Origin of the sequence: Synechococcus sp. WH 8016, assembly GCF_000230675.1 — a bacterium.
Taxonomy (GTDB): domain Bacteria; phylum Cyanobacteriota; class Cyanobacteriia; order PCC-6307; family Cyanobiaceae; genus Synechococcus_C.
On sequence record NZ_AGIK01000008.1, the window covers coordinates 1 to 25,977 of the forward strand.

At 54.7% G+C, this 25,977-nt stretch carries 24 protein-coding genes; 15 read left to right on the forward strand and 9 right to left on the reverse strand.

Annotated features, from left to right (window positions below):
- The first annotated feature begins 796 nt into the window (after nt 1-796).
- The 5 genes from SYN8016DRAFT_RS13870 to larB all read left to right on the forward strand — a co-directional run bounded on the left by SYN8016DRAFT_RS13870 (nt 797) and on the right by larB (nt 4,496).
- Nucleotides 797-1,429, forward strand: coding sequence for a hypothetical protein (locus SYN8016DRAFT_RS13870; RefSeq protein WP_159098333.1), 633 nt, complete (start codon nt 797-799; stop codon nt 1,427-1,429).
- Between the two features lie 223 nt (nt 1,430-1,652).
- Nucleotides 1,653-2,213 carry a hypothetical protein gene (locus SYN8016DRAFT_RS13875; protein WP_006855051.1) on the forward strand — a complete coding sequence of 187 codons (561 nt, stop codon included), beginning with the start codon at nt 1,653-1,655 and terminating at the stop codon, nt 2,211-2,213.
- A 662-nt stretch (nt 2,214-2,875) separates the two neighbouring features.
- Complete coding sequence (gene ispF, locus SYN8016DRAFT_RS13880; protein WP_006855052.1) at nt 2,876-3,376, forward strand: 2-C-methyl-D-erythritol 2,4-cyclodiphosphate synthase; 501 nt, start codon at nt 2,876-2,878, stop codon at nt 3,374-3,376.
- Nucleotides 3,376-3,834 carry a TIGR03792 family protein gene (locus tag SYN8016DRAFT_RS13885; protein WP_006855053.1) on the forward strand — a complete coding sequence of 153 codons (459 nt, stop codon included), beginning with the start codon at nt 3,376-3,378 and terminating at the stop codon, nt 3,832-3,834. The genes ispF and SYN8016DRAFT_RS13885 overlap by 1 nt, the downstream gene beginning before the upstream one ends.
- Nucleotides 3,831-4,496: a nickel pincer cofactor biosynthesis protein LarB gene (gene larB, locus SYN8016DRAFT_RS13890; RefSeq protein WP_006855054.1), complete on the forward strand. Its 666-nt coding sequence runs from the start codon at nt 3,831-3,833 to the stop codon at nt 4,494-4,496. Before SYN8016DRAFT_RS13885 ends, larB begins: the two co-directional genes overlap by 4 nt.
- 34 nt (nt 4,497-4,530) lie before the next feature.
- On the opposite strand, the gene SYN8016DRAFT_RS15425 is transcribed toward larB, so the two are convergent.
- From SYN8016DRAFT_RS15425 to SYN8016DRAFT_RS13915, 5 genes are all read right to left on the reverse strand, one after another.
- Entirely contained in the window at nt 4,531-4,701 is a 171-nt protein-coding gene (locus SYN8016DRAFT_RS15425) for a hypothetical protein (RefSeq protein WP_159098334.1), read from the reverse strand.
- 99 nt (nt 4,702-4,800) lie between these two features.
- Nucleotides 4,801-5,766 (reverse strand): DUF1517 domain-containing protein, encoded by a 966-nt coding sequence (locus tag SYN8016DRAFT_RS13895; RefSeq protein ID WP_038015021.1) that lies wholly within the window; start codon nt 5,764-5,766, stop codon nt 4,801-4,803.
- Between the two features lie 25 nt (nt 5,767-5,791).
- A complete protein-coding gene (thiS, locus tag SYN8016DRAFT_RS13900; RefSeq protein ID WP_006855057.1) occupies nt 5,792-5,998 on the reverse strand; it encodes a sulfur carrier protein ThiS in 207 nt (68 codons plus the stop codon).
- Nucleotides 5,999-6,018: 20 nt separating this feature from the next.
- The gene (locus SYN8016DRAFT_RS13905; RefSeq protein WP_006855058.1) at nt 6,019-7,080 is read right to left on the reverse strand and encodes a thiamine phosphate synthase; all 1,062 of its coding nucleotides are present in this window, start codon (nt 7,078-7,080) and stop codon (nt 6,019-6,021) included.
- Nucleotides 7,081-7,217: 137 nt separating this feature from the next.
- On the reverse strand, nt 7,218-8,174 hold the full coding sequence (locus SYN8016DRAFT_RS13915) for a bifunctional riboflavin kinase/FAD synthetase (RefSeq protein WP_006855060.1): 957 nt from the start codon (nt 8,172-8,174) through the stop codon (nt 7,218-7,220).
- 60 nt (nt 8,175-8,234) lie between these two features.
- Between SYN8016DRAFT_RS13915 and SYN8016DRAFT_RS13920 the strand changes: the two genes are divergently transcribed.
- Nucleotides 8,235-8,795 carry a DUF3611 family protein gene (locus SYN8016DRAFT_RS13920; protein WP_006855061.1) on the forward strand — a complete coding sequence of 187 codons (561 nt, stop codon included), beginning with the start codon at nt 8,235-8,237 and terminating at the stop codon, nt 8,793-8,795.
- 1 nt (nt 8,796) lies between these two features.
- Here the strand turns inward: SYN8016DRAFT_RS13920 and surE are convergent, their stop codons facing one another.
- A complete protein-coding gene (gene surE, locus SYN8016DRAFT_RS13925; protein ID WP_006855062.1) occupies nt 8,797-9,594 on the reverse strand; it encodes a 5'/3'-nucleotidase SurE in 798 nt (265 codons plus the stop codon).
- Between the two features lie 74 nt (nt 9,595-9,668).
- On the opposite strand from surE, the gene pheS reads away from it, so the two are divergent.
- Complete coding sequence (gene pheS, locus SYN8016DRAFT_RS13930; protein ID WP_038015049.1) at nt 9,669-10,676, forward strand: phenylalanine--tRNA ligase subunit alpha; 1,008 nt, start codon at nt 9,669-9,671, stop codon at nt 10,674-10,676.
- A gap of 389 nt (nt 10,677-11,065) precedes the next feature.
- On the opposite strand, the gene SYN8016DRAFT_RS13940 is transcribed toward pheS, so the two are convergent.
- Entirely contained in the window at nt 11,066-12,433 is a 1,368-nt protein-coding gene (locus tag SYN8016DRAFT_RS13940; RefSeq protein ID WP_253909884.1) for a hypothetical protein, read from the reverse strand.
- A 629-nt stretch (nt 12,434-13,062) separates the two neighbouring features.
- Here SYN8016DRAFT_RS13940 and SYN8016DRAFT_RS13945 point away from each other — a divergent pair.
- The gene (locus tag SYN8016DRAFT_RS13945; RefSeq protein WP_006855066.1) at nt 13,063-14,706 is read left to right on the forward strand and encodes an AarF/ABC1/UbiB kinase family protein; all 1,644 of its coding nucleotides are present in this window, start codon (nt 13,063-13,065) and stop codon (nt 14,704-14,706) included.
- A gap of 6 nt (nt 14,707-14,712) precedes the next feature.
- Here SYN8016DRAFT_RS13945 and SYN8016DRAFT_RS13950 read toward each other — a convergent pair whose 3' ends face one another.
- Nucleotides 14,713-16,338 (reverse strand): FAD-dependent oxidoreductase, encoded by a 1,626-nt coding sequence (locus SYN8016DRAFT_RS13950; protein ID WP_006855067.1) that lies wholly within the window; start codon nt 16,336-16,338, stop codon nt 14,713-14,715.
- Nucleotides 16,339-16,492: 154 nt separating this feature from the next.
- Here SYN8016DRAFT_RS13950 and SYN8016DRAFT_RS13955 point away from each other — a divergent pair, with 154 nt between their 5' ends.
- The 3 genes from SYN8016DRAFT_RS13955 to SYN8016DRAFT_RS13965 are packed head-to-tail and all read left to right on the forward strand — an operon-like array spanning nt 16,493 to nt 18,509.
- A complete protein-coding gene (locus tag SYN8016DRAFT_RS13955) occupies nt 16,493-17,401 on the forward strand; it encodes an NAD(+) kinase (protein WP_006855068.1) in 909 nt (302 codons plus the stop codon).
- Complete coding sequence (locus SYN8016DRAFT_RS13960; RefSeq protein ID WP_006855069.1) at nt 17,398-18,081, forward strand: response regulator transcription factor; 684 nt, start codon at nt 17,398-17,400, stop codon at nt 18,079-18,081. The genes SYN8016DRAFT_RS13955 and SYN8016DRAFT_RS13960 overlap by 4 nt, the downstream gene beginning before the upstream one ends.
- A complete protein-coding gene (locus SYN8016DRAFT_RS13965) occupies nt 18,081-18,509 on the forward strand; it encodes a DUF192 domain-containing protein (RefSeq protein ID WP_006855070.1) in 429 nt (142 codons plus the stop codon). Before SYN8016DRAFT_RS13960 ends, SYN8016DRAFT_RS13965 begins: the two co-directional genes overlap by 1 nt.
- Before the next feature lie 229 nt (nt 18,510-18,738).
- Here the strand turns inward: SYN8016DRAFT_RS13965 and SYN8016DRAFT_RS13970 are convergent, their stop codons facing one another.
- The gene (locus SYN8016DRAFT_RS13970; RefSeq protein WP_006855072.1) at nt 18,739-20,004 is read right to left on the reverse strand and encodes a bifunctional cobalt-precorrin-7 (C(5))-methyltransferase/cobalt-precorrin-6B (C(15))-methyltransferase; all 1,266 of its coding nucleotides are present in this window, start codon (nt 20,002-20,004) and stop codon (nt 18,739-18,741) included.
- A 59-nt stretch (nt 20,005-20,063) separates the two neighbouring features.
- Here SYN8016DRAFT_RS13970 and SYN8016DRAFT_RS13975 point away from each other — a divergent pair, with 59 nt between their 5' ends.
- The 4 genes from SYN8016DRAFT_RS13975 to SYN8016DRAFT_RS13995 all read left to right on the forward strand — a co-directional run bounded on the left by SYN8016DRAFT_RS13975 (nt 20,064) and on the right by SYN8016DRAFT_RS13995 (nt 25,973).
- Nucleotides 20,064-21,260: a DUF1254 domain-containing protein gene (locus tag SYN8016DRAFT_RS13975; RefSeq protein WP_006855073.1), complete on the forward strand. Its 1,197-nt coding sequence runs from the start codon at nt 20,064-20,066 to the stop codon at nt 21,258-21,260.
- 179 nt (nt 21,261-21,439) lie between these two features.
- The gene (locus SYN8016DRAFT_RS13980) at nt 21,440-22,558 is read left to right on the forward strand and encodes a DUF1254 domain-containing protein (RefSeq protein ID WP_038015051.1); all 1,119 of its coding nucleotides are present in this window, start codon (nt 21,440-21,442) and stop codon (nt 22,556-22,558) included.
- 252 nt (nt 22,559-22,810) lie between these two features.
- Nucleotides 22,811-24,382 (forward strand): DUF1254 domain-containing protein, encoded by a 1,572-nt coding sequence (locus tag SYN8016DRAFT_RS13990; RefSeq protein ID WP_006855076.1) that lies wholly within the window; start codon nt 22,811-22,813, stop codon nt 24,380-24,382.
- Between the two features lie 37 nt (nt 24,383-24,419).
- On the forward strand, nt 24,420-25,973 hold the full coding sequence (locus SYN8016DRAFT_RS13995; protein WP_006855077.1) for a DUF1254 domain-containing protein: 1,554 nt from the start codon (nt 24,420-24,422) through the stop codon (nt 25,971-25,973).
- Nucleotides 25,974-25,977 lie beyond the last annotated feature (4 nt).

Consider the following 25,977-nt stretch of genomic DNA (forward strand, 5'->3'; position numbering starts at 1 on the left):
ACTGTTTTCGATACGAGGTTCAGGCTTCCGCGATACAGATTCACTGATTAATGGTCTGCGATATGCATAAACGAGCGAGTTAGGCCGTCTTTCCTATCTGGGAGGGGCGGCCTCTCTTCATGGAGGCCTTCACTGAAAGGAAGCTCTATCGAGTTCCTTATCAGTAGCTCAACCGATCGTCGTTCAACTAGTACAAGAATTAGCCAAGCAATTTAGACCCAGTATTCGTTGCCCCCTCCTTGCACTTGGAGAGTGGGCGCTCATCTAGGGCTCACTACCCAAATGCATGCAGGCCTAGCTCCCAAACCCAAGGCTTGTCACAACGCGCCAACAAATCAGTTGCTAAGGCTAAGACATTCTCTTTGCGTTGATTCGCACGGATCAGTCGTTACGACGCGCTTTGATTAATGCACTCCCACGAGATAACAGTAGTCCAGGCCGCGCGGCTCTGGAGGGGAAGCCGGCATTTTGTTCGCCGCTCTGAAGTGTCTGAATCACTGTCAGAAGTTAATTGCTGAATTGAAAAGCGCTTGCTCTTTGGACTCTTGCTGGAGGATCGCTCTTCGTCTCATCAAGTATCAGTTACAAAAAATCTCCGTATGTCTCCTCCCGAGACTCACTGAAAGGGGAAACCTGCGCTCGCTTTTCAGCTAAATGGAAGGAATTTTTCTGGGAATGATTATGAATCAATTCTACCAGTGATCAATCTCCTTGTTATTTCATTGCCGGCCTGAGCTAGAATGCATCAACATTTGTGCGATATCATATGATTTGCACGATCTGGCATTTGAGTTTTTTGAATATGCACGCTAAGAAGATAAAATTTGTTGCCTTGACTTCCTATATTGTTTTTCTTGCTGTGGTTCTGCTTACGGCCACTTCGTATGGAGAAAAATCTGTAGTCACTGATGTCTCTACTTTGCAATTAGCTTTGTGCTCTATGGTTGGTTCGATTATTGCAATAGCTATATTTTTTCAGAAAAATTCTCTGAATTTCTCCGCAGTTTCTGTGTGGGTTGTCCTTGCCTTTGGATGTGCTTTTCTAGCGATGGATGATGCATTTATGTATCACGAACGATTGGATAAATTGATTCACTCACTATTTGGATGGGAGGAGACTCGGTTGAGTGATCGAATTGATGACATTCTTGTTGGAGCGTACGGGTTGTTGGGCATGACTTTTATTCTCTTGAATAGGAGCTATTTTGCCTTTTCTTCAAGATTTATAAATTACGCTAAATCCGCTTTTTTGCTTTCGGTTTTGATGGTCTTTTGCGACAGTAAAGGGTTTGGACTGGTTGACGGATTGATTCCGATTATGCATCATTTAGAGGAATGGACAAAGCTGCTTGGAGGCGGCTGTCTGTTTGTGGGCATGCTGTGCGCGCTAGAGGACATTCTCAAGGCGAGAAAACTTCTTTTTTATTGATTCCAGATTCTGTCGAGAAGCTCATAGTCTTAATGTGTCCAATAATGGAATAGATTAATAGTCTTTCTCAGTATTTGCTAATGTAAAGAGGAATTCTTGTTTCTTGGTCGTGCAGATTGACTGAAGCTTCTATGAAATATTATTCTAAATAGATGCTTGGCTGTGTTGGCTGAAATAGTCGCGTGCTATCAGTTGTTGAAGGAAGTCTGCTTGGGCTACGGTGATGACTGACAGCAGGATGTCGAAGGAAGTAATCAGAGCGTTGCTTGAAATTGCTAAGTTAATTGCCTTAAGTGATGGAAATATTTCAAAAGAAGAAGAGCAACTGATTCTCGGCCTGCCTGAGCAGATATTTGCCAATACGATTGAGAATGAACTTCTTTTCCCTATTGAAAGTTCATCGCTCAGTATCAAGGAGATTGCTGGGACGTTATCAAGTCATGAAAATCGTTGTCTTGCTGCACGAGTGGCCTATCTCGTTGCTGCTGTTTCAATGCAGCCCCGTGATCGCAGCAAGATCAACTCTGATGAGCGACGAGTTTACCAAGAACTCATTCAGGAGCTCAATCTTTCGAAGGGTGATCTGGAGGCAATCGAATCCACAGCAAATAAACAACTGAATCAAAATCGCTCTCCAATCAGGCTTGTGCTGGATTTGATCTTTGGGGATGAAAAATTGCCCGATCTTCTTATTGAAATGCTTTGTTATGCTGAAGGCAGGCAGCATCACGATCATCCGCTTCATGGGTCTTATGAAGGCCTAGCGGCAATGTCAGATTTTTAATGTGACCAAGTTCTCTTTAGTTCTGTCGATTGCGGATTCAGCGTTAGCTTGTTTCTTTTTTTAGAATTAAATTGGTGAAGTGTCTGCATGGCCAAAAGAGCTAATGCTGTTTCAAATGTTCATAGAGTTTAATTTTGCTTTCTCCCTGATTCTACGCTAATTGGTGAGCTAGTGAGTCCTCATTTGTAGTAGGGGAGGATTGTTGCCAGCTGGTATCAGCACCTTTTGTTGATTCATTAGGAGTTGCAGATGAAATACAGAAATGAGGCGATATTTCTCAGGTCAACTGGATTCTGAAAACCCAAATTTCTGGCTCCTCGATTCTTGTCAGCGTCTGGCCTGTTGATCATCGGTTTTGTAGTCTGTGGAAGATGATGTCGTTGTGGAAGAGGCACTTTGACGCATCTTTGAGCGATTCTCTGATTCGCTGGTCTTTCTATTTGATTCAATTACGAGTTGGCTGTTTCGGTGATTCCTCGCCCCTTATTGTTCCTATTTCTCAAACGTTTGGAGCTGCCTTGATTTTCTTGTAATCGCTTTCGTGTCTCTTTTGGTTCGCTTCGCGTAATTTGTGTTGCTCGTAATATCAACCTTCACAGAGCTGTTCTCCTGTTGTTATGGCGGCTGAGTCAGCTTGATTCGTCCCGTTTTGCACTCTCTTGATGGTCTCTTCGGTTCCTACCATTCGAATTGGTAACGGCTACGACATCCACCGTTTGGTGCCGGGTCGACCCCTGATTCTTGGCGGTCAGCAGCTGGAGCATCCAGCAGGGCTAGGCCTCGATGGTCACAGCGATGCAGATGTGTTGGTGCACGCGATCATGGACGCCCTGTTGGGGGCGTTGTCTTTGGGTGACATTGGCAAATATTTCCCTCCCAGTGATCCCCAATGGAAAGGAGCCGACAGCCTCGTGCTCTTGGAGCAGGTTGTGGCTTTGGTGAAGGCACGCGGCTGGAGTGTGGTCAATGTGGACGCGGTGTTGATCGCCGAGCGGCCCAAGCTCAAGCCCCATATTGAGGCGATGCGATCGGCGATTGCCCTCAGGATTGGGATTGCTCCAGACCAGGTGGGTGTGAAAGCCACTACAAACGAACAGTTGGGCCCTGAAGGCCGGGAAGAGGGAATCTCATGTCAGGCCGTGGCCCTTTTGCAGGCGCTTTGATGCCAAGCCTTCTGCAGCGATTCCAGCCGCTAATGATTAGGGTCACCACCCTGATATGCGTTGTTTTGGTGCTGGTGGGTCAAACGGCGGATGTGCGGTTTGCTGCGTTTGCGGATCCAGAGGGTGGTTACGACGTTGCGGTGATTGAGCATCTGCGCATCTCTGTTCCCTCCCATGGGCGCAAGGCGTGGCTGGAGGCGGAGCGTGGCAGCTGGGAGCCTTGGTTGGCGCAACAGACGGGATTTCTCGGTCGCGATTTGCTTTGGGACCCTGAAACCGAAGAGGGCACGCTTTTGATTCGCTGGTCGAGTCGGCAGGCTTGGAAGGCCATCCCCAGCGGCCAGGTGGAAGAGGTTCAGGCTCGTTTTGAGCAGCTCGCGCGCGACGCCATGGCGCTGCCTCAGGCGATGGATAATCCCTTCCCTCTGGTCTTTGAAGGAGAGCTGTTGCCCCCATGAGCAGAGCTGACGTCCGTCTCGACTGGCAGCGGAGCGATCGACTCGGCATCAGCGAAGCGATCTGGGGTCTGCATAAAACGGTGGACCAGATCGTGGCCATTCTTGAAGCCTTTGCGGCCAGGGATCAGCCAGCACTTGTGACTCGAGTGGATGAGGCCAAGGCCCAGGCGGTCCTCAAGCGCTGCAACACAACGCTTGTCCGTTTTGAGGCGCGGGCCCGATGCTTAACGTCGGGAATGCCGCCGGCGTTGCGACCGGAGCTTGGGACCGTGACGGTTCTCAGTGGCGGCACCAGCGATCTCCCGGTCGCTGCAGAAGCGCAGCTGGCCTTGCAGTGGCATGGCATTCAGGCAGAGCTGTTGCTGGATGTGGGGGTTGCCGGGTTGCATCGGCTCTTGGATCAACTCCCGAAACTTCAGCAGTCGTCGGTTTTGATTGCTTGCGCTGGTATGGAAGGAGCCCTACCCACCGTGCTTGCGGGCCTGTTGCCCCAACCGGTGATCGGTGTTCCCGTGTCGGTGGGCTATGGCGTGAGTGCGGGGGGCCGGGCCGCTCTCGATGGAATGCTTGCGAGCTGTGCTCCAGGCCTTGCGGTGGTCAATATCGACAATGGTTACGGCGCCGCCATGGCGGCGTTGCGAATTTTGCAACGACGCGCCTGACCCAGATCAGCTACTTCAGCGCGGGGACAACGGTTTAGGGCTGTTCCTTGTGCTTATGCCCTAAGCGTGACAGCTCATCACTGTGCTGGTCGCATTCCACATTGCGGAGATGGCAAACCAGTTCGATCAGGTCTCCTTGATCGAGCTCACCGTTGGTCTGCCACTGCATGGCCCTGGGGTCTAAGCGTGATGCAGTGAAGGTCAAGGCTCAACCCGATGAGTAGTGATTTAAACCTATTGAGTTGAAACCCTGACCGCTTGTTTGATGTCGCGAAATGGGCGGAAGATTTTCTTAAATCAGACCTCAGAGGTGCTGAAGGTTTGGATAGGCCATCACCAGCTCATCGGCGCTGAGAACGTCGCCGCTTCCATCCGGTTGCCAAATCACCTCAAGAGCCATCAGGTCTGAGGAGGATGTGGAGCCAAGGATGCGCAGCGTTTCGCGCAGGTCTTCACCGCTGTTGGCTTGCTTGAGCTTCACGCTTTGGCGGCTTGCTACGAGCACCGTCACCACGATGAATTCGTTGGTGGCATCGGCATCACCGCTGCTGCTCAATTCCGCGGCATTGCCATTGCGCACCCCGCCCACATTGGTGGTGATTTCAGCGCGCAACTTGCTGCGTTCGGTCATCGACAAACGGTTGAATGTCGACTCTGAAGCGTTGAAGGGAACGCTGCCTGATTCCACGTTGGCGTACACCCAGAGCTCGGGCTGGCGCAGGAGGGCGAGGGTTGTTTCCTGCAGCACCCGTTGCAGACCAGAGGAGGTGCTGGTGTCCGCGGATGCGGCGAGCTGACGCAGGTCGGTTTGCAGCGCTTTGGCGCTGGCGAGCAGTCCAATCTGCATTTGCAGCATCGATACGGGTCCCGTGGATAGCTCCCGGGGGGCTCGATAACCCCCACCGATCGCAGGGCCGCCGCCACCGCCGCCATTGCGCACCGCATTTACCACCACACCCGCGAGTGCCATGAGAATTAACAAGCCAAAGAGGCTGCCTCCGCCAAATCCAAAGATTGGGATGATGAACGGAAAGCCCATCCCACCCCCATAGCCGCGGCCATATCCACCGCCTCCGTAGCTACGGCTGTATCCCCCGCTTCTGGGCATGGACGGGGCACGGAAGCTGCCACCCCCGATCCGACCACCACGGGCGGCCTCGCTGGGTTGGGGATGGAGGACCAATAGGCCAACAACCAGGACTGGCACCAGCAATCCCGAGAGCCAGCGTCTGATTTGACCAACCTGGGGGCGGAGTTTGGAGGAGGCCAAGACGGCATATCACACTCCGGTAACTCTAGGAACCACCGCCGACGATGGTGACGATCTCGAGGTTGTCACCGTCTTGGACCTGCTGAGCTGCCCAGCGTTCCGGCGTCAGGATCAAGCCGTTGTATTCCACAACAACCAGCCGCGGGTGATGGCCCAGCTGCTGGATCACTTGATCCAGCCTTGCGGCGGATGGATCCAGGCTGTGCCGTTCGCCGTTCACCGTGAATTGCATGGCACCAAAGCAAGGGGGGGTTACGTGAGGGTTTGGAGCAGGGTCCGGCTGGCTGCTTCCGGATCATTGGATCCCATGATCGCGCTCACAACGGCGACGCGCTCAGCGCCAGCAGCGCGAACCGAGCCGATCGTTTCAGCATCGATGCCACCGATGGCAAACCAGGGCACGCTCGCGTGACGACTGGCTTCCGTCACCCAGCTCAGGCCGGCTGGGCTGCGATCGCGTTTGGTCTGGGTGGCAAACACGGGGCCAACGCCGAGATAATCAGCGCCCTCTTGCTGGGCCTCAAGCAGGTGCTCGAGGCGGTGGGTGCTGCGTCCCAGCAAGCGCTCTGGGCCGACCAGCTGTCTCGCTTCTGAGAGGGGGAGGTCGTCCTGGCCGAGATGGACGCCATCGGCATCCACCAACAGCGCAAGATCGATGCGGTCATTGATGATGAATAGGGCATCAAAGCGCCTGCAAAGGGCTTTGAGGGCTTGCGCTTCCCGCAGGCGTTGTTGGTCATGGCCCTGTTTGCGGCGGTACTGAACCAGGCTGACGCCGGCCAGCAGAGCGGCTTCAACTCCCTGCAGCAACCGCTCCAGATCGTTGTCTCGATCGGGATCCGTAATCAGGCAAAGCTTGGCGGCCTCGAGGCGTTCCTGCCTGTGCTGACGTCCGCAGGCTTCGAGAATGCTCACTTCGAGGTCATAGAGCCCGTAGCGGATCTCGGCGGCGGTGCTGGCCAGGTCTGGATCGAGATTGCGAGCAAATTCCTCCAACACGCGCAGGGCTTCCTGCACCCGGCTGGCATTGGCTTTGACAATCGCTGGGGCAGAGCAACGACTCGCTTGAGCGGGATGGCCTAGGCCGGCGGCAACGTCTGTGGCGCTGGAGCGGGCCCGGCGGTAACGATCGCGATGCTGTTGCCCGAGGCGCTGCCTCCAGTCTTTGAGCGGCACGACGAGATCGTCCCGATCGAGTCCAAAGCGGCACCAGTCTTCAATGACACGCAGCCCTTCCCGTGCGCGATCGAGGTTGGCATCGATCAGCCGCGCCACTCGCAGGTTGGCGTCTGCTTCGACAACCATCGGCTCCATGGCAGTCTGTGAAGGATCGCATGCTCCCCGGCGGCCATGGACAACAGCGGATCCGAGAGCACCATGCACGTGTTGGTTTGGGGAATCATCCTCTTGGGCGGCATTGGTGTGTTCATCGTCTGGGGACTCTCGAATGCTTACCCCGCCGGGGCCTGAAGCCGTTGACGGGCTGCTTCGGCGTCCTGACCGATTTGAGCGCTGAGCTCCTCGAGGCCTGAAAAGCGTTGTTGTCCGCGCAGCCGTTCCACCGGCTCCACGACCAGCTCCTGGCCCACCAGTTCGATACGCCTATCGAGTAGGTGCACCTCAACGGCGGAAGGCGAGTTGGGGTCCACCGTGGGCTGGGGGCCGAGATTCATCACAGCCGGTAAGGCTTCGCCCTTTCTTTCGCTATCTCTCCCTTCGCCATCACGCTGTGTCCAGGCGCGGGCGGCATAGACGCCAAGCCCTGGCAAAAATTTGCGCCCATCCACTTGCAGATTGGCGGTGGGCCAGCCCAAATCGCGACCCAAGCCGCGACCGCGAACCACCGTTCCCCGGAAGCGGTAAGGACGGCCGAGCAGTTCGCTGGCGCTTTGGAGGTCGCCATTCGAGAGCGCTGCGCGAATGCGGCTGCTGCTCATCCGTCCGCCGGCATCCTCCAGAATCGGCAACACCGATACCTGCACCCCAGCGGCTTCCGCTAGGGCCCGCAAGGTGTTGGTGTCGCCCTCACGGCCCCGACCGAATCGGAAGTTGGCCCCCACGGCAATTTGGCGCGCCTTGAGGCAACCGAGCAGCACCTGCTCGACAAAGTCATCGGCGCTGAGCTGGGCCAGTTGGCGATTGAAGGGCACCAAAACCAGCTGCTGGATGCCGAGGGGCTCGAGGAGCTCGAGCTTTTCCTCTGGGAGATCGAGGCGCAGGCGGGGTTCACCGTGCAGCACTTCGCGTGGATGGGGCCAGAAGCTCACCACCGTGGGAATGGCCTCAAGGTGATCCGTTTCGGTCACAGACGCGATCACCCGCCGATGGCCCGCATGCAGGCCATCGAAGCTGCCCAACGCCAGGGTGGTGGGGGTTTTGGCCTGCTGTGGGGAGCAGAGAGGAATCAACGGCGTTGTGCACGGATCTGTGGTTGATGGCAAGTTTGGACGACAGACCTCCTACATCGCATGGCCGATCGGCTCGATCTCCAACTGCTTGCCCTTGGCTTGCGCCGTTCCGCCTGGATTCGCTTTTGGACCCAAACCGGGCTTGGGATTGTGATTTTGGGGGTGTTGACGTTCAACAACATCGGCGGAAGTTTGAGCAGAAACGCCGATAGAGCCTTGGGATTGGGTCCGGGGCTGTCGCTCACCACGCTGTCGTTTTTGGTGTTGCTGTTCAGCCTTTGGCAGGGCTGGTTGGTGGTGCGGCTCGGTCGCGCTCTTGATAGTGGTGCGCGACCAAGTCGGGGGGAGGCGAGCCGCACGATCAAGCGCAGTTTGTTGGCGGATCTGTTGGGCTTGGTGCTCGCTGCTGTTGGGTACCAATCCCTCGCCGGGGCCTTGTTTGTGCAGGCGTCGCAGCAGACGCCAGGCATTGCCATTGGTGCCAGAGGGGCGAGTGAAAACATGGCGATCACCTCCCTGGAAATGCTCTCGGTGCTGAGCAACACCCAGGTGCTGTTTGCCCACGTGATCGGCTTGATTTTTTCGCTGTGGATGCTGCAGAGGATCTACCGAACGAGCTGAGTTACTGATTGAGGTGCAGTTGGGGTAGGGAGGAGAGACCTCCTCGCCAGAAAAGCTCCGGTTGGATGGGGGTGAGTGATGGGGCATTGGCTTGAATTTGGGCCACATCCGTGGGCCAGTCGCGGGGGCCATCACCGCCCGACTCGAAATCTTCGACCGCTTCACCGGCCAACCAGTAGTAGGTGCGTCCGCGGGGGTCGACCCGTGGGCTGAACTGTTCGTCGTAGCGGCGGATCGACAGGCGGGTCCAGCTCAGTTTCCCCATGGCCTCCGGCTTGCAGGGGGGGACGTTGAGATTGAGCAAGAGATTCTCCGGCCAGCGATCGGCCAAGGCTGCTTCCGCCACCTCGATGGCCAAGTTGGCGGCGGCTTGGAATTCTCTCCACTGAAAACAGGCGCTGCTCACGGCCATCGCCGGCAGGCCCTCCAGCGTGCCCTCCATGGCGGCTGCCACGGTTCCGGAGCAAAACACATCGGTGCCGAGGTTGGGGCCGTGGTTGATCCCCGAAAGCACCAGATCGGGCTTTTCAGGCAGCAGCTCAAACAGGGCCAATTTCATGCAATCGGCTGGGGTGCCACTGCAGGCCCAGGCTTTGATTCCAGGTTCAAACAGTTCATCGGCGCGTTCGGCACGGATGGGGGTTTGAAGGGTGAGGCCGTGGCCGGTGGCGGATCGCTCCTGGTCGGGACAGACCACGGTGATCTCATGTCCGGCCGTTGCGGCCGCTGCCGCCAGGGTGCGGATGCCGTCGGCAAATACGCCGTCGTCGTTGCTGATCAGTATCCGCAGGGGAGCCATCCGAAGGGTTTGTAAGCGTTGGTTGGAACCTAGTCGTGATGGCTGCCTACAGTCATTGCCGCGAAACCAATGCCTTGAGCGCCACGATCTCCCTGCAGCAGCTCACTGATCAGCTCGATGCCCTCGAGGCGGCGGCGGCGGTTGAAATCCAGGCGGCCGCCGATGCCGCTGCCCTTGAGCAGCTTCGGGTGGGCCTGTTGGGCAAGAAGGGGCGGCTGTCAGCCGTGCTCGGGGCGATGGGCAAGCTGCCGGGAGAGGAACGGCCGTTGGTGGGCCAGCGCGCCAATGTGCTGAAAACATTGGTGCAGCAGCTGCTGTCTGAGCGCCTTGAGGCGGTGAACAGTGCTGCGATGGAAGCAAGAATTGCAGCGGAAACCCTGGATGTCACGGCGGCTCCGCTGGGCGTGCCGATGGGGCACCGGCATCCGTTGATCACCACCACTGAGGAGATTGTTGATCTGTTCTGCGGCCTTGGGTATCAGGTGGAGGAAGGTCCTGAGGTGGAGACGGATCACCACAACTTCACGGCCTTGAATATTCCGCCTGAGCACCCTGCGCGAGACATGCAGGACACGTTTTATCTGCAAGACAACTTGTTGTTGCGCACCCACACCTCGCCGGTGCAGATCCGACACCTGGAAACCAATCCACCACCGGTGCGGATCGTGGCTCCAGGCCGGGTGTATCGGCGGGATGCGGTGGATGCCACCCATTCGCCTGTGTTTCATCAGGTGGAGGTGCTGGCGATCGATGAGGGCTTGGATTTCAGCCACCTGCGCGGAACGGTGATGCAGTTCCTCAAGGCGTTCTTTGGCGACCTACCGGTGCGCTTTCGCGCCAGTTACTTCCCGTTCACAGAACCCTCTGCGGAGGTGGACGTCCAATGGCGAGGGCGTTGGTTGGAAGTGATGGGGTGCGGAATGGTTGATCCGGCCGTATTGGAGGGGTTAGGCCTGGACCCCGATCGTTGGAGCGGTTTTGCGGCCGGTTTGGGCGTGGAACGGTTCTGCATGGTGCGTCATGGCATTGACGACATCCGCCGCCTGTACACCAGTGATCTACGCTTTCTTGATCAGTTTTGATGCAAATCATTCATTTTGTTGATCTGAAGATCACCTGTATCGGAACAAGAGATGATCTCGATACCAATTGCAGAATTTGACCAAGATTTTTAAGCTCAGTAGCTGTAAGTCTAACAATATTGAATTTGCAATCTTGAGTGGTTGAAGGGCATAGGAAGTTGATTGAGCAATCTGAGATGCAAATGCTTTTTATGATTCAGAGGTGTTGCTGTTCCGTACTCATAAAACTGGTAGTACTGATTGCTTATGTGACGAGCATCGATGTAACTTTCTTTTACGCGTTGACCCAGGGCTTGATGAATGTTCAATCTTTGAGGTAATTGAAGATAATAGTATTTGGAAGCTTGCTTAATTGCGTAAGTATTGAGCATCGCTCAATGTTTGATTTATTACTCCATCAGGCTGTCGTGTAGTATTCGAATAAGCAATCTAATTCCATCGTCTTTTTTTAAATGATCGAATGAAGGGATGCCGCTTTCTTTGAATTCTCTAAGATCATCTCTTAATTCTGGGTGGAATTGACATGTAAACGATCTGCGTGTCTGCCGAGTGTCGTAGTCTCTGTAGTTGATGCATGTAGCGGCAACTTCTGTGCATAGCCTCCCTTCAGCACTTGTTGAACACAGTATCTCAATGCTGCTTGGAAGGTTGAACAGCCAATATAGTTCAGATATTACAAGCTGATTTCTAGCTGGTAGAAGTGTTTGATAGAGATTGCGATAGGCCCAATTAGCGAATAATATAGCTTCTTCGTTAACTTCATCGGTATGGAACATAACAATATTTAGGTCCTTTTCGTGAGAGATTGATTCTTCAATTACGCCATCATATTCTTCTGCTGTTATTGCTTGAGCGGTAAGTAATTCGGCTAGTTCAAGGTCAGGATGGGGATTGGATTTTTCATAGTGAACGATTTCACAGTGACCCGCCTCCGGAACCTCATTAATCCCTACGGCAAATTCTGAATGATCCCAGCCCTCCGCGACGATTTTGTCGTCTTTTACTATTCTAAGTTTTGCGCCTAGAGTCTGAATTCTATTGCAGACTTGCTTTAAAGCATTTCTAGAATTAGGTTGATTGATTAGGATTTCATCAATCGTCTCCATAATCTCATAAGTTGCTTTTTTGATTAACCGTATGTGTGCTTGAGCGGCAAGCTGATGCCCAAGGCATATGAATATAGAGGGAGCACTTCTAAGTCGCCTGGATAAAATAAGTTCTTCACTTAAATAGAGGAGATCGTCATGAGAGCAATTGGTATTTTTAAATGATTTGCTGTCGCGTACTGTTGGATGTCCACCTTCAAATACAACAGCTAGAGAAGAAGTAAGAACATGAGTAAGTTTTTTTCTATCCATTAGACCTGATTTCCACAAAGGGAAAACGATTGAGTCGCAATCGGCAATTCTCTGAGCAAGCCATGCAATATTGATTGAGGCTCTCACGGGTTCGCCAATCGTGTTTAATCCAACATGATCAGCAGGTTCGACAATGCAAATGGATTGATTGAATGAAAAAGGAGTATTGATAAGAGTATCAAGATCTTCTTGGGAAGTAATCTCTTTTTCTAATGGAGCAGAATCACCCCATCCATGTTTTATTGAATCAGATGTGTCGTTGTTATAATGAGTTTGCAATAAGCTTGGAGAATGCCTATCTCTTAAGAATTCAGACAATAGGGTCTGAATGGATTTGAAACTTGACTTTCCAGGACGGTAAAACCCAGGAAGCACTCGCCAGGATGTTTTTTTATCCATCATCAAGTCAGTAATTTATACGTCTAAATTCTATACCATTAGTGCATTCGCTTGCCTTGCAGAACTTGCCGCTATTCTCTTTGTATCTGTAGTTTTTGTTACATTCTTGCGAATAGGTTGGCCGAATTCGTATTGAATCAGTGAGGTTTGACCTTTTGAATTGAGGAAGATGGAGCGATTCTCTATTTTTTCTTGTTCTCACCCTTGTAATGCTTTTATGATTGTCAGGTCTTTAGTATTCATTTGGTGGCACCAGGGAAGCCGCTAACTGTCAATAATGTGAATGTTTACAATGTATGCTAATTGGCTTGAGTCTGCATTCTGTCTAGGCTCTGGTATGGAATTTCATCTATCTCTTGTTGTTGAGATTAAATGTGTTTAGGAGTTGGATTAAATCGGAGTTCTGGACCGAGATTGTTGAAAAGTCCGTTGATTTCAAGGTTGTGGTGGTTCAGACTTGCTTTGCCAACTAAGACTTCTCCATTGCAGGCTATGTCGATCCTTTGGGGGTATGGGGACCGCTTTTGCAAGTTTCGCTTGAGTAAAGGTCAATAGAAGTCTTCATGCCCTCTGATGACTGCTCCAGTCCACTGATGCACCCAAAACTTTTGTTGTTTACCGCTGCTTAAATGTCAGTCCTCAGTGTGTTCGACGGTTCCTCACGAGCCTTGGAGATCGTTCGGATCGTCTCCCGCCATGAGTGGTCGTTTCTCTCTCAGCTCCTCAACCGAGGCGATGCCTCTGAAACGCGGCTGCCCCTGCCCTCGGTGCTGTGCAACATTCTTACGGAATTGGGCCCCGTTTACGTGAAGCTGGGCCAGCTATTGAGCACTCGCCCCGATCTCCTGGGGGACGACTACATTGCGGCGTTGAGCCAATTGCAGGCGGATGTTCCGGCTGTGCCCTGGGAGCAATTGAAACCCCAATTGGAGCAAGAGCTGGGCTGCTCTGTTGACGAGGCCTTCTCAACCTTCGATGAAATGCCGATTGCGGCTGGAAGTGTGGGGCAGGTGTACAGGGCGACCTTGCCGGAGCTGGGTGCCGTGGCGGTGAAGGCCTTGCGGCCCGGGATTGCGGCCCAGGTGGAAGAAGACGGTCGCTTGCTGCGCAAGATTGCCGCCCTTGCTGCAGCCACGTCTCTCGGCAGTTTGTACGACTTTGTCGGGCTTGCCGACCAGGTGCTGGAGGCCTTGGTGCGCGAGCTCGATTTCAGAATTGAGGCCTCCAACACCTTGCGGTTGCAGCGCAGTTTGGAGGAATCAAACTTTGTTCCAAACGGACAGATTCGCCTTCCTCAGGTGGTGAAGTCCTTGTCGGGCCGCAGCGTTTTGGTGCTCGAGTGGATCGAGGGCGCATCGATCCTCAGCCCTGCAGGCCGGGAGGCCCTCGAGGCTGGGCCTGGCTTGGTGGCCACCACCACGGCCCTGCTTGGGGCTTTTGTGCAGCAATACTTCGTGGATGGGTTCTTTCATGCCGATCCCCATCCCGGCAACCTCAAAGTGCTCGCCGATGGCAAGGTGATCCTGCTGGATGCGGGCATGGTGGGTCAATTTGATCCGCGCACGCGCAGCAACCTGCTGGATCTTGTCTTGGCGCTGATCAACCAGGACGGTGCCCGTGCAACTGATGTGTTGGAGCAAATTGCGCCACCGGCACGGGGGGGAAAAGTGGATCGTCAGCATTTGCAGCGCCAGCTGGATCAGCTGATTGCCCTCAGTTTTTCCAAGCCTTTGGAGGAATTGAATTTCGCCCTGTTCCTCGCTTCCTTGCTGCAGCTGGCGAATCGCTCTGGGTTAAGGGTGCCGGGAACCCTGGGCCTGTTTGTGAAGTCCGTCACCAATTTGGAAGGGGTGGGCAATTCTTTGAACCCGGCGTTCAGTTTCACCGGGGAGATGCAGCCGTTGGTGGCCCAGCTCCTGGCCCGTGCCGTGATGCTGCCTCAAGAACGGCTGATGCAGTTTGGCCTTGATTTACGCAATCTCACGATTGATTCTCCGCGGCAGTTGAGTCAGCTGTTGCGGCGCTTTAGCAGTGATGAATTGGTGTTTGCCATTCAGCTGGAGGGGCTTGACGCCATGCGCGCCAGCTTGGACCGGATGTCGCAACGGGTGTCGTTGGCGATTCTTGTGGCATCGCTGTTGCTGAGTGCCACGGTGATGGCCACCTTGGCCCAACAACCTCTGCTGAGGGATGTCAGCGAGGGGTTATTTGTTGGGGCCACTTTGTTTGGCCTCTGGTTGATCGTGTCGTTGCTGCGCTCGAGTCGTCGATGAGTGCGATCAGGACAAGCCCATCAGCCAGGGGTATTTGAGTCCAAAGAGTTCCAGTTGATCCATCACGCGTTTGTTGATGGTGCGCCCGAGCACAACCTGCGGCTCGTCGGCGCGAATCGGGATCACAGGGTGTGGAAGGGCCTGAGATGGCGTTGTTCCGGAGATGATCTCGCGTCTAAGCAGTGAATTTCCGGCTTCTAAACCACAGACATAGGCACGCTCCTGGCAGAGCCCTTTGGCGCCGAATTCCCGATCTCCCATTCGCACCCAGTCGCCCGCGCAGACGATCGAGGCAACGGAGGTTTCCAGGGGTGGACGCTGCTGGAAACTTCCCGGGGAAAATAGCGACACCGACCCCGGATAACGCCGCACCTCCTGATCCACCACCTGGGCTGTGCGGAAGGCCGGCTGCACCATCGGCAACAACTCCTGCATCAGGGAATCGACAATCTCCTGATCACTTTGTGCGGCAATCACCGAGGCGTTATAAAAATCGCTTGCAACCACAGACCCTTGCACGGGATCAGCACCCCAGAGCTCCTGCTGACTGTCCGCTTGCAGCTGATCCAGCATGAAGAAGGTGGCGCCGGATCCTTGAAGGGCCGGAAAACGCGACAACACATTGGCGGGATCGGCAACCGGCACTTTGCGATCAAGCCACAAGCGCACGGACACCACATCAATGGCGTTGAGATGGCCGGCTTGCACCAGCTCCGGGGACAGAGCCGCGCACTCCGGTGAGTTGGCCATCAGCGCCCCCATCCCCTTGGCGCCCACCGCCAGCACCACGGCATCCACAGCCTTGATCACAGCGCTGCGGCCCGTGCTGACCGAGAGGGTCTCCACCGAGGTCACCGATGTGCCATTGGGGGAGACGTTCAGGCGTGATGCCAACGTTCCTCCGAGGACTTCCAGATGATGTTGGTGGCGCAAGCGCTGACTGAGTGGAGCCAACAGTTGCTCTGCGATGCTCTTGCGTTTGATCCAGCGCACATCAAAAGAATCCTGATGGGCCAAGGCGTAGTAGTACAGCAACTCCATCGTCACCGCCGCTGAGAGCTCTTCCGGTGGCTTGAACAGCCCCACCAGCAGGATTGGCCGCAGGAACTCATTGATCATCCGATCGCTGATCCGTAACTGCTTGAACAGCGTGAGGGCGTCGATGCCGTCGTACTGCTGGTACACCGCGTTGTTGCGGTTTAAATCGAGCATGGCGACCAGCAGCCCGGCGATGCTGAGTCGATCGGCGACCGGCAACCGCTTGAAGTTGTTGAAGGTGGCGAAGGCCTGGCCCAGAGGGCTGGGTAGCTGAGGGCCATCACCAAACACCGGCGCTGAGGCTTCTAAGCCATCGGGAGACCAGAAGGCGCTGGTGGTGAACTCGGTGAAAATCTCGCCGAGCTGGAGCTCTTCCGTGAGGGCGTTGATGTTGGGATAGTCCTTCCAAAATCCCCGCGTCCCGGCCTCGAAGGGTTTGCCGCTTGGGGTGGTGAGCGGCGTGCTGCCGGTTGGATCCTTTACCCCGTCGATCAAGGTCACGCGCACCCCGGCCTGGCAGAGGGATTTGGCGGCGCCCCAGCCAGCCCATCCCGCTCCGATCACAACCACATGGGACGGGGTGTTGCTTGGCATCGCTTGGGCTCGCCTCAGGGGGTGACTGGAACGCTACGCAGGGCCGGCTCTATGGGGAGGGGCTGAGGGGAGGGGCTGGATTTAAAAAACAACCCGACGCTGCTGGGCGCCGATTTTTCTCATAAAGTGATGCCGTTCTTTTGAAGCGCGATCGGTGCCCAGGGTCGGACTGATCGTGAATGACGGGAAGTCACTTGCCGTTGAGACCGCTCAAACGATTCAGGAGCGGCTGGAACTCGCCGGCCACGAGGTGGTGCGGGCCAGCAGTTCTGGAGGAATGGTGGGTTTCGCCAACCCAGACCAGCACCTGCGCATGCTCGGGTACAACGCCTGTGTGCCGGAGGGATTTGATGCCTCGATGGTGCTGGCGATTGTGTTGGGAGGCGATGGCACCGTGCTGTCAGCAGCCCGCCAAACAGCACCGATTGGGGTGCCGATTTTAACGATCAACACCGGTCATCTCGGCTTTCTTGCCGAGGCTTACCTCGGTGATCTCGACAAAGCTCTCGAGCAGATTCTCACCGAGCGCTGGACGATCGAAGAGCGCGCCAACATGGTGGTGAGTGTGATGCGTGGTGACCAAAGGCGCTGGGAAGCCCTGTCTCTCAATGAGATGGCGTTGCACCGTGAGCCACTCACCAGCATGTGTCATTTCGAAATTGCGATCGGCCGGCATGCGCCCGTGGATATCTCTGCCGATGGGGTGATCCTGTCGACGCCCACGGGATCGACGGCCTATGCCCTGAGTGCTGGCGGTCCTGTGATCACCCCCGATTGTCCGGTGTTGCAGCTCACCCCCATCGCCGCCCATTCCCTGGCTTCGAGGGCGCTGGTTTTTAGCGATCAGGAACCGGTCACGGTGTTTCCGGCCACTCCGGAGCGGCTGATGATGGTGGTGGATGGCAGTGCTGGCTGTTATGTCTGGCCTGAAGACAGGGTGTTGATCCGGCGGAGTGATCATCCCGTGCGCTTTGTGCGCCTGTCGGACCATGAGTTTTTCCAGGTGTTGCGCAACAAGTTGGGTTGGGGCTTGCCCCATGTGGCAAAGCCTGATCGTCCATGAACGATCAGGGGGTGTTGTTGTTGGTTGGTGCTGAGGCCCTGCACCTCCAGGATCGCCTCGAGGCCTCCGGTTACACAGCTCTGGAGTGGGAGTCGGGGGATGGGGCCGTTGCGACGGCTGGCCAGCCGCCGATGGCTGCGATTGTGTCGCCGGGCCAGCTGCCTCAGGTGGGGCAGCTCCGCCAGTGGTTTGGAGCGCTGCCGATTTTGTTGGGTGTGAGCGAAGACAGCATTGAGGCGCGAGAGCTCTGCTTCAGTTCCGGGGCGGATGATTTCTGGTTGTCCAGCAGTGCACCGAGCGATCTCTTGCAACGGGTGCGTCTCCATCTCTCGCTTCAGAAGCGCAGGGAAGAGCTCTGCTCCGTGATCGTGGTGGCTGATTTGCAGCTTGACGTCAGCAGCGGTTTGGTGCGTCGTGGCACCCGCTCCATCGGCTTAACGGAGCGCGAATCGTCGTTGATGCTGTTGCTGTTCAAGCAGCGGGGCCAGGTGGTGAGTCGTGAGCAAATCTTGCGCGAGGTTTGGAACGATGAGCAGGGGCTGTCGAGCAATGTGGTGGAGGTGTACATCCGCTATTTGCGTCAGAAGCTCGAAGAGGGTGGAGACACCCGCTTGATTCACACCATTCGTGGCCGTGGTTATTGCCTGAACCATGGCGTTCCTTTCCTGAAGAGCTCCTGATGGATGTATCTCCCCCCCAGCAATTGCCCCTTGAGGCGCAATGGTGCGTTCGCGACAACACCTGTGTGCTCTTGGAAGTGGCGGATCAGCCCCAGGAGCAACGGCTGGGTTTGATGCAGCGCCCGGCCTTGCCACCCCTGAGGGGAATGTGGTTTCCGTTTAAGCCGGCACGGCCGTTGCGCTTTTGGATGCTGAACACGCTTGCGCCCCTCGACATGGTGTTTGTGCACCAAGGCGAGGTGATCGCGATCGAGGCTGAGGTGCTCACTTGTTCTGCCTTGCCCTGCAAGAGCTTTGGGCCGATGGCTGATGCGGACGGCGTGATTGAGCTAGGGGCAGGGGAGGCGAAGCGCCTGGACCTTGCGATCGGAGACGCGGTTGTGATCGAACCGATCGCCCCTGTTGGCCCAGCTCAAAACCTTGATTAGATACGTCCTGGTGTCATGGGTGGCACGCCTAAGTAACGCTTGCGTGCCTAGCTGAAGAATCCTTTGGATTGGAGCCATAGCCCAACAGCGAGTAGGGGGCCAACACCTGCGATAAACAAAGTGATCTTGAGGCGAAGGGGTGACACCTGCGGTTTGCTTTCTCGAATCGACATCCTGACCACCTTCAAAGGGCATGATTCTGCTCCTTTTTCGTTCGATCGCGTCAGGCTCAGTCCTGCCGAGGAGCGCTTCCCTTGAGGATCAACACCGGATTCATGGGGGCAAGCCGGGTGCCATCGGCCAGGGGTTGGCCTCGCCAGGCTTGCTGCTGACTCACTTTCAGCGTGTACTCGGCGGCTTCGAGCACGGGTCGCAGCTCCGCCAAGGCTTCGAGCGTGGCCAGGGGGATCACCACTTCACCCTTGGGGGCCATGCACTGGATCACCCTCTCCAGCAGGGATCGGCGTTTGCGGCCACCGCCACCAATCAGCACCCGGTCGGGGGAGGCCAAGTCTGCTGGGAGATTGCTGAGTTCTTCCATGGCATCCCCCTCCAGCACTGCAGCGGGTTGAACACCGAGGCGTGCGGCGTTCGCCGCGATCAATGCGGACCCACCGCTGCGCTGCTCAATGCAAAGCAATTGCAATTGAGGCCGCAGCCGCAGCGCTTCGAGGCCAACGCTGCCGGTGCCAGCACCCAGATCCCAGAGCACCCCCCGCTCAGGAAGGTTGAGCTCAGCGAGCAATTGGATCCTCACCTCCCGTTTGGTCATCAAGCCAGGTCGGTCGGCGTGTTGCAGAAACACACCATCCTCCAGGCCAAACAGTGGCAGTTGATCGGCGGGTGGCGCTGCTTGATCCTCCGCAAGCAACACCACCAGATGCAGGGGGTGCAAATCGCTAGGCGTGGCTTGGGATGGGTGGAGTCGTTGCACGCGCTCACTGCTGTGGCCAAGCGATTCGCATAGCCAGAGGGCGTAGGCCGATTCCAGGCCGCTGCAGCGCAAGCTTTGGCGGACCTCGTCCACGCCACCCCGACTGGGATCGGTGAGCACGGCCAAGGCGCTGGGACGTTGCTGCAAGCGCTGCGCTAAGGGCGCCGGGTCACGGCCGTGCAAGCTGATCCACTGTGCGTTCTGCCAGGGATGCCCCAGGCGCGCAAACGCCAGTTGCAAGGACGAGGGGCCTGGATGAAAGCGCAGACGTTCGCGTCCGAGGCGCTCGATCAAAATCCGGCCTATGCCGAACCACAACGGATCTCCGCTGGCCAGCACCACCGCCCGCTGATTGCTGCCAAGGGCAAGCAACGCTTCGCTAAGAGCAATGGGATTGTCACTGGCGATGCAACGCTGGCCTGCTGGGCACGCAGACCATTGCTGCAGTGCAGGGAGCAGCCGTTTGGGGGCTGCTACCAGGTGCGCCTGCTCCACCAAGCGATGAGCTCCGGGTGGGAGCGAGCCGGGAGCACCGGCGTCGGTGCCGATCACATCGATCATCAGGTCATTGTGCAGGGTTCAACACAACGTCCTTTCGTTCCCGACGTTTGCTCCCGATTGTGCTCAGTGGAGGACTTGAGCGAGTGAACGGCCGGACAAACCATGGCGGCGTGATTAGGACGTTGAAAGAAAAGAAAGAGCTCATGGCACAAGGTATTGGTTCAATTTCAGGCCGCTTGGTTGGTTTCACGTCTGCAATGAGCCTTGGACTGCTTTCTGTTGCCGTTCTCCCTGCCGCGAAAGCACAAGCGGTCGCACCCTCGAACACCTGTCCTGAGCCCGCTGTTGTTGTTCACAGTGATGCGGTCGTTCCTGTCACGAAGGCAAACTATGCAGCGGCTGAAACACAGACCGTGTTTGCCAAGTACATCGCCAACGTTGCCAAGGCAACCTGCAGTGGCGGTATGGGCGTGCTGTTGAACGACAGCAAAGCAGCGGATCCAAAGGATCGAACGGTGATTCGCATCAATTTCGACACCTTGTATTCATGGTTGATTTTGGATCTCAATGATCCGGCCACAATCACACTTCCTGAAACAGGTGGTCGTTATCAAAGCGCCATGGTTGTGGATGATCAGGGATACGTCTTTGTTTATAAAAATCCTGGTGCTTATGAGTTAACCAAAGAGAATGTTGGTAGTCGCAATGCTTTGGTAGGGTTCCGCACCGGCGTGAATATGAATGATCCGGAAGACCTCGCCAAAGCTCGGGATTTGCAGAAGAAATTAAAGGTGAGCCAGGCGAATCGTGGAGAATTTGTGCAGCCGAATCGATGGAACCTCGAGGAGATGCTTGCCTTGCGCGCTGCTTACAATCAAGAGCGGAATGAGCAAGGTGTGAAGTCTGAAAATCTTTATGGCCGTAAGGGTGTTGTTTCTCCCGAGCAAAATAATATGGGCGTTGCTGTTGGGATTGGAGGATTACCAAAAGAAGGGGCTGTGTACCTCTTCTATACCCCGTCTTCGGATAAGCCTCAAATGCTTACTCTTAAAGATGTTCCCTATGGAAGCAATGCATTCTGGTCTTTAACTGTTTACGACAAAGATGGCTTCCCTGTTGGTGACAATTACAACGTCAACAGTGCCTTCGTAACAGCGAACGCTCAAGGCGAGGCGGTGCTGAATTTTGGTGGTGACTCCAGTCAGGAGAATTACCTTGGGATTTACCCAGGTTGGAACGCAACCTTGAGGATTTACAACCCCACGCCTGCTTATTTTGATGGTTCCTGGACGCGTCCGGAGCTACAGGTGAAGTGATCGCATTTATTTTGGATTGCAGGCATCCCTTGGCGCACATTTGGCGCAATTAATCATGGATCTTGCAATCTGAGATATCTAAATGATCCCAATCGTGCATGAAGAATCAAACTTACTTGTTGTGGTTGAGGCTTCAGCTGAAGCGTTGGCTATGACTGATGCAAACGGATGAGAACTCAATGGCGTTTCGCACGCTCACGCGTCATGGTCGAACCCTCGTGGTGGCTTCTGCTCTAGGAGCTGGCCTTTTGGCTGGCTTCCATGGCAAAGCCGATGGCGTGCATCCGCATACGCAGGGGAAAGCCTGTCCGGAAGCGGCGATTGAGACCACAGCCACTGTGGTCACACCGGTGACCAAGGCCAATTACGCCGTCGCTGAGACGGAGGTGATCCTGGAAGATTACGTTCGCAAGATCGCCAAGGGGACGTGTGGCACGGGTGTTGGAGAGTTTCTGCATCTCAGTCAGGCCATGGATCCAGCGGATCGGACAATCCTGAGGCCCAATTTCGATACGTTGTATTCGTTTGCCGTGCTGGATCTTGACAGCCCTGCAACGGTTGTCTTGCCTGAAACAGACCGCTACCAGATCCTTGAAGTGGTGGATGAGGAGCATTGGATTCCGGTTGTTAGCGATAAGCCCGGTCGTTACGAGTTGACGAAGGAGGCCATAGGTAGTCGCTATGTGTTCGCATTTGTGCGCACACAGGTGAACATGCAGGATCCTGCTGATTTGCAAGCTGCCGCTGCTGTTCAAAAACAAATTGGCTTGGAGCAGGCCAACAAAGGTGAATTTATCTCTAACCATCGTTATGACATGCAGGAGATTCTCGATCTGCGTGCCGATTACAACAGTCGCCGTGAACCCGAGGGTGTGACCTCGGAGAACGCATTCGGCAAAAGGGGAGAGATCAGCGATGAGCTGCGTAATTTCGGCGTTGCCGTGGGCTGGGGTGGATTGCCTAAGCAAGGAGCTGTGTATCCCTTCCCCAAGATTGTTGACTCCATCGAGCCTCATACTCTTGTGATGAAGGATGTGCCGAATGATCCTCGGGCTTTCTGGTCCGTCACGGTGTATGACGCCAAAGGTTTTTCAACCGGTGAGAAGTACAACATCAACAGTGCTTTTGCGAAGGCCAATGAAAAAGGTGAATATGTTATTCATCTAGGCGGAGATAAGAATCAGGATAATTATCTTGATATTTATCCTGGTTGGAATGTGGCCATTCGCGTTTACTCTCCAACAGAATCGTATTTCGATGGTAGTTGGACGCCACCTCAGTTTCAGCCCGTTCAATGAGTGTAAAGCCCGGGTTAAAACCCGGGCTTTTTTTAATCAAGTTGTGCCCAAAGATGAGCTGTGCTTGCAGTGGAGCTGCCTCGAAGCTAAGGCTGCCTCAAAGCTAAGGCTGGCTCTGATGGATGCAGCCAAGCATGCTGAGGACCATGATCAAGAGGCTGGTCCCATTCGGGCAAACGTTCAATTTCTCTTGTTCTGCGTCCTGCAGCTATTCCTAGACAGGGATTGAACAGGATCTCTTGTTAATTGGGTATGGCAGGCATTTCCAGCAAGCTGCGCAGGCACACATCTGCTTTGCTGCTTTCATCTTTAGCGGTGGCCGCAGTTAGCGCATCGGATCGTGCCGTGAATGCGCAACAGTCTCAGGTGAGTGAGCGCTACACCACTCCCATCCCTGAGGAGATTTTCACTCCAGACGTTGTTAACACAAGCGCTGGAACATTTCGGTTCTTCGATGGAATGCCTGATGAGGCAACGGTTCGGACAAGCTTCGAAAATCTAAAGTTCATCCGTGCTTATGAAACCTTCCTCACCTTGATGCCCGCAGCCAGCATTGAAATGCTGCGCCATGGTCATGCGGAAGTGGGCGTGGATGATCACACCAAGGTGGCCTTGATGTCTCCCTTGAATTCGAACCCTCTCTTCCTTACAGGGAATACGGATACCGTTTACGGCTCCACGTTTTTCAACCTTCAGGACACCGGTCCGATGGTGATCGAGATCCCTGCTGGGCTTGGTCCAGGCACGATTAACGATGCCTTTTTTCGCTTTGTGGCTGATACGGGAGCTCCGGGGCCTGACAAGGGGAAAGGTGGTAAATATTTGATCTTGGGACCCGATGACACTGAGCCAAGCAATGTTGGTGATTATTTTGTTTTCCGCTCTCCAACCTACTCAAATTGGTTGATCCTCAGGGCGTTCCTTGATTCCAATGGTCAGCCTGATCAAGCTGTCGCGAACTATGAAAATGGATTGCGACTTTATCCCTATTCGCAGAAAGATAATCCGCCTCAGATGAGCTTTTTGAAGATTGGCGAAAAAGTGGTTAACACGGTTCACGCCAATAATTTTGAGTTTTTTAATGAGCTCAATACGGTGATTCAGCGAGAGCCCATTGCTTTCTTGGACCCCGAACTGAGGGGATTGGCATCGTCGATTGGGCTCGAAAAAGGCAAACCCTTCTCTCCTTCTCCAGAGGAAAGAAGGGTCCTTGAGGATGCCATTCAGGTGGGTGTTGCTTATGTCCGTTCTGATATGGGTAAGCCTCGTAATCAGGATGTTTACTTCTATCCAGGCAAGCAATGGTTCACTCCGTTTGGAGGTGGAAGTCATGAATGGCTGGTTGATGGCGGGAAAGGCGGCCGTAACCTCGATGCCCGCAATAATTTCTTTTGGGGCTATACCGTTAATACTCCCGCCATGGTGTTGAAGATGGTGGGTGTGGGCTCCCAGTACGGAGTGGTTGCCACCGACTCGACTGGTGTGTATCTCGATGGGAGCAAAACATACAAATTTACCATTGATAAAAATGTTCCTGCCAAGGATTTTTGGTCGATGGTTGTGTATGACCCCCAGACGCGATCTGAATTGCAGACGGGTCAACTTTTACCAAGTAAAAATAGTGTTCGAAATCAAGATATAAAAACCAATGCTGACGGCAGTATTGATTTGTATTTTGGCCCCAAAGCACCTGCAGGACAAGAAGCCAATTGGATTGAAACCGTTCCTGGCAAGGGTTGGTTCGCTGTCTTCCGTCTCTATGGCCCCCTGCAGCCTTGGTTCGATAAGACCTGGCAGCTCAATGACATTCAGCCTCTTGGTTGAGGCCTGAACTGCTCAACTTTTCTCTGAATCCTCAACCATGTCTTTAATCACTCGTTTTCCATCTGCTGTTCTTTCAGCTTTGTTCTTGGCGTGTAGCGGTTCTGCGCTGCATGCCGCTGATGTTGCGCCAAAGGGCTACAACACGCCTATTCCTGTTGACGTTCTGACGCCCGACACCGTAAATACGCGGATCGGCACTTTTAATTACTTTGATGGTTTCCCTGATGACGAGACGATGCGAAAGGCACGGCGTCAGGTGGATCTTGGCCGTGGTGTGCAGACGTTCCTCAATTTCATGCCCGCAGCTTCCCTGGAGATGCTGTATGTGGGCCATCGTGATGGCTATGGCCTGAAGCCGAATCGAGACATCGGCATCTTTGATGAGTTGATGAGTGCTAAGTCACTTTGGCTCACGGGAAACACCGACACGGTGTATGCGTCTGCTTTTCTCGATCTCAGCAATGGTCCGGTCGTTGTGGAGGTTCCACCTGGTACAGGTCCAGGCACGGTTAATGATGCGTTCTTCCGCTTTGTGGTGGATATGGGAGGCCCTGGTCCTGACAAGGGAAAGGGAGGGAAGTATCTGATTCTTGGGCCTGGTGATCAGGCGCCTGCCTCCACCGATGGCTTTTTCGTTGCCAGGACCCCGAGCATCATCAATTGGTTGATTCTTCGTGGTTTTCTTGATGATCAAGGCCAGCCTGATACGGCACGCGAAAGCTTTAAAAATGGCTTGAAGATTTATCCCTATGCCATGCGGGCTAATCCTCAAGCCAACGCTTTTAAAAATCTCACTGACTGGACAGTCAACACGATTCATGCCAACAATTTTAGATTCTATGAAGAACTCAATGAGGTGATTCAGCGCGAGCCCTCTGAGATGTTCTCTCCAGAGCTTCTAGGGATGGCGTCAGCGATTGGGATTCAAAAAGGAAAACCATTTGCTCCGGATGCGGAGCTCAGGGCACTCCTTACAGAATCAGTGGCGATTGGCAATGCCACGGCTCGTTCGATCCTATTTTCTCCACAAGATCCCAAGGCTTATATCTACCCAGGTAAGGTTGGTTATTGGCAAACAGGCTTTCCAGGAGGTAGCCACGAGTATCTCGTGGACAATGGAAATGGCGGGCGCGATATGGATGGCCGCACCCTGTTCTTCTATCTCGCCACGGTGAATACACCGGCGATGGCCCTCGAGCTTCCTGGTGTGGGGTCGCAATATGCGTTCACCTCTCGCGATGGCAATGGCGCCTATCTCGATGGAGCGAACACCTACAAACTCACGGTGCCGGCGAATGCTCCTGCGAATCGCTTTTGGTCGTTTGTGGTCTACGACCCGCAAACCCGTTCGATGTTGCAAAGCAAGGAATCTCCCTATCCGAGCAAAAACAACAAACGCAATCAGGACATGGTGAGCAACGCTGATGGCAGCGTTGACCTCTATTTCGGTCCAAAGCCTCCCGCAGGTCAGGAGGCGAATTGGGTGAAAACCGTTCCTGGTAAAGGTTGGTTTGGAATCTTTCGTTTGTATGGACCTGAGCAAGCTTGGTTCGACCGGACCTGGACGCTGGGTCCGATCGACAAGCTCTAAGCGA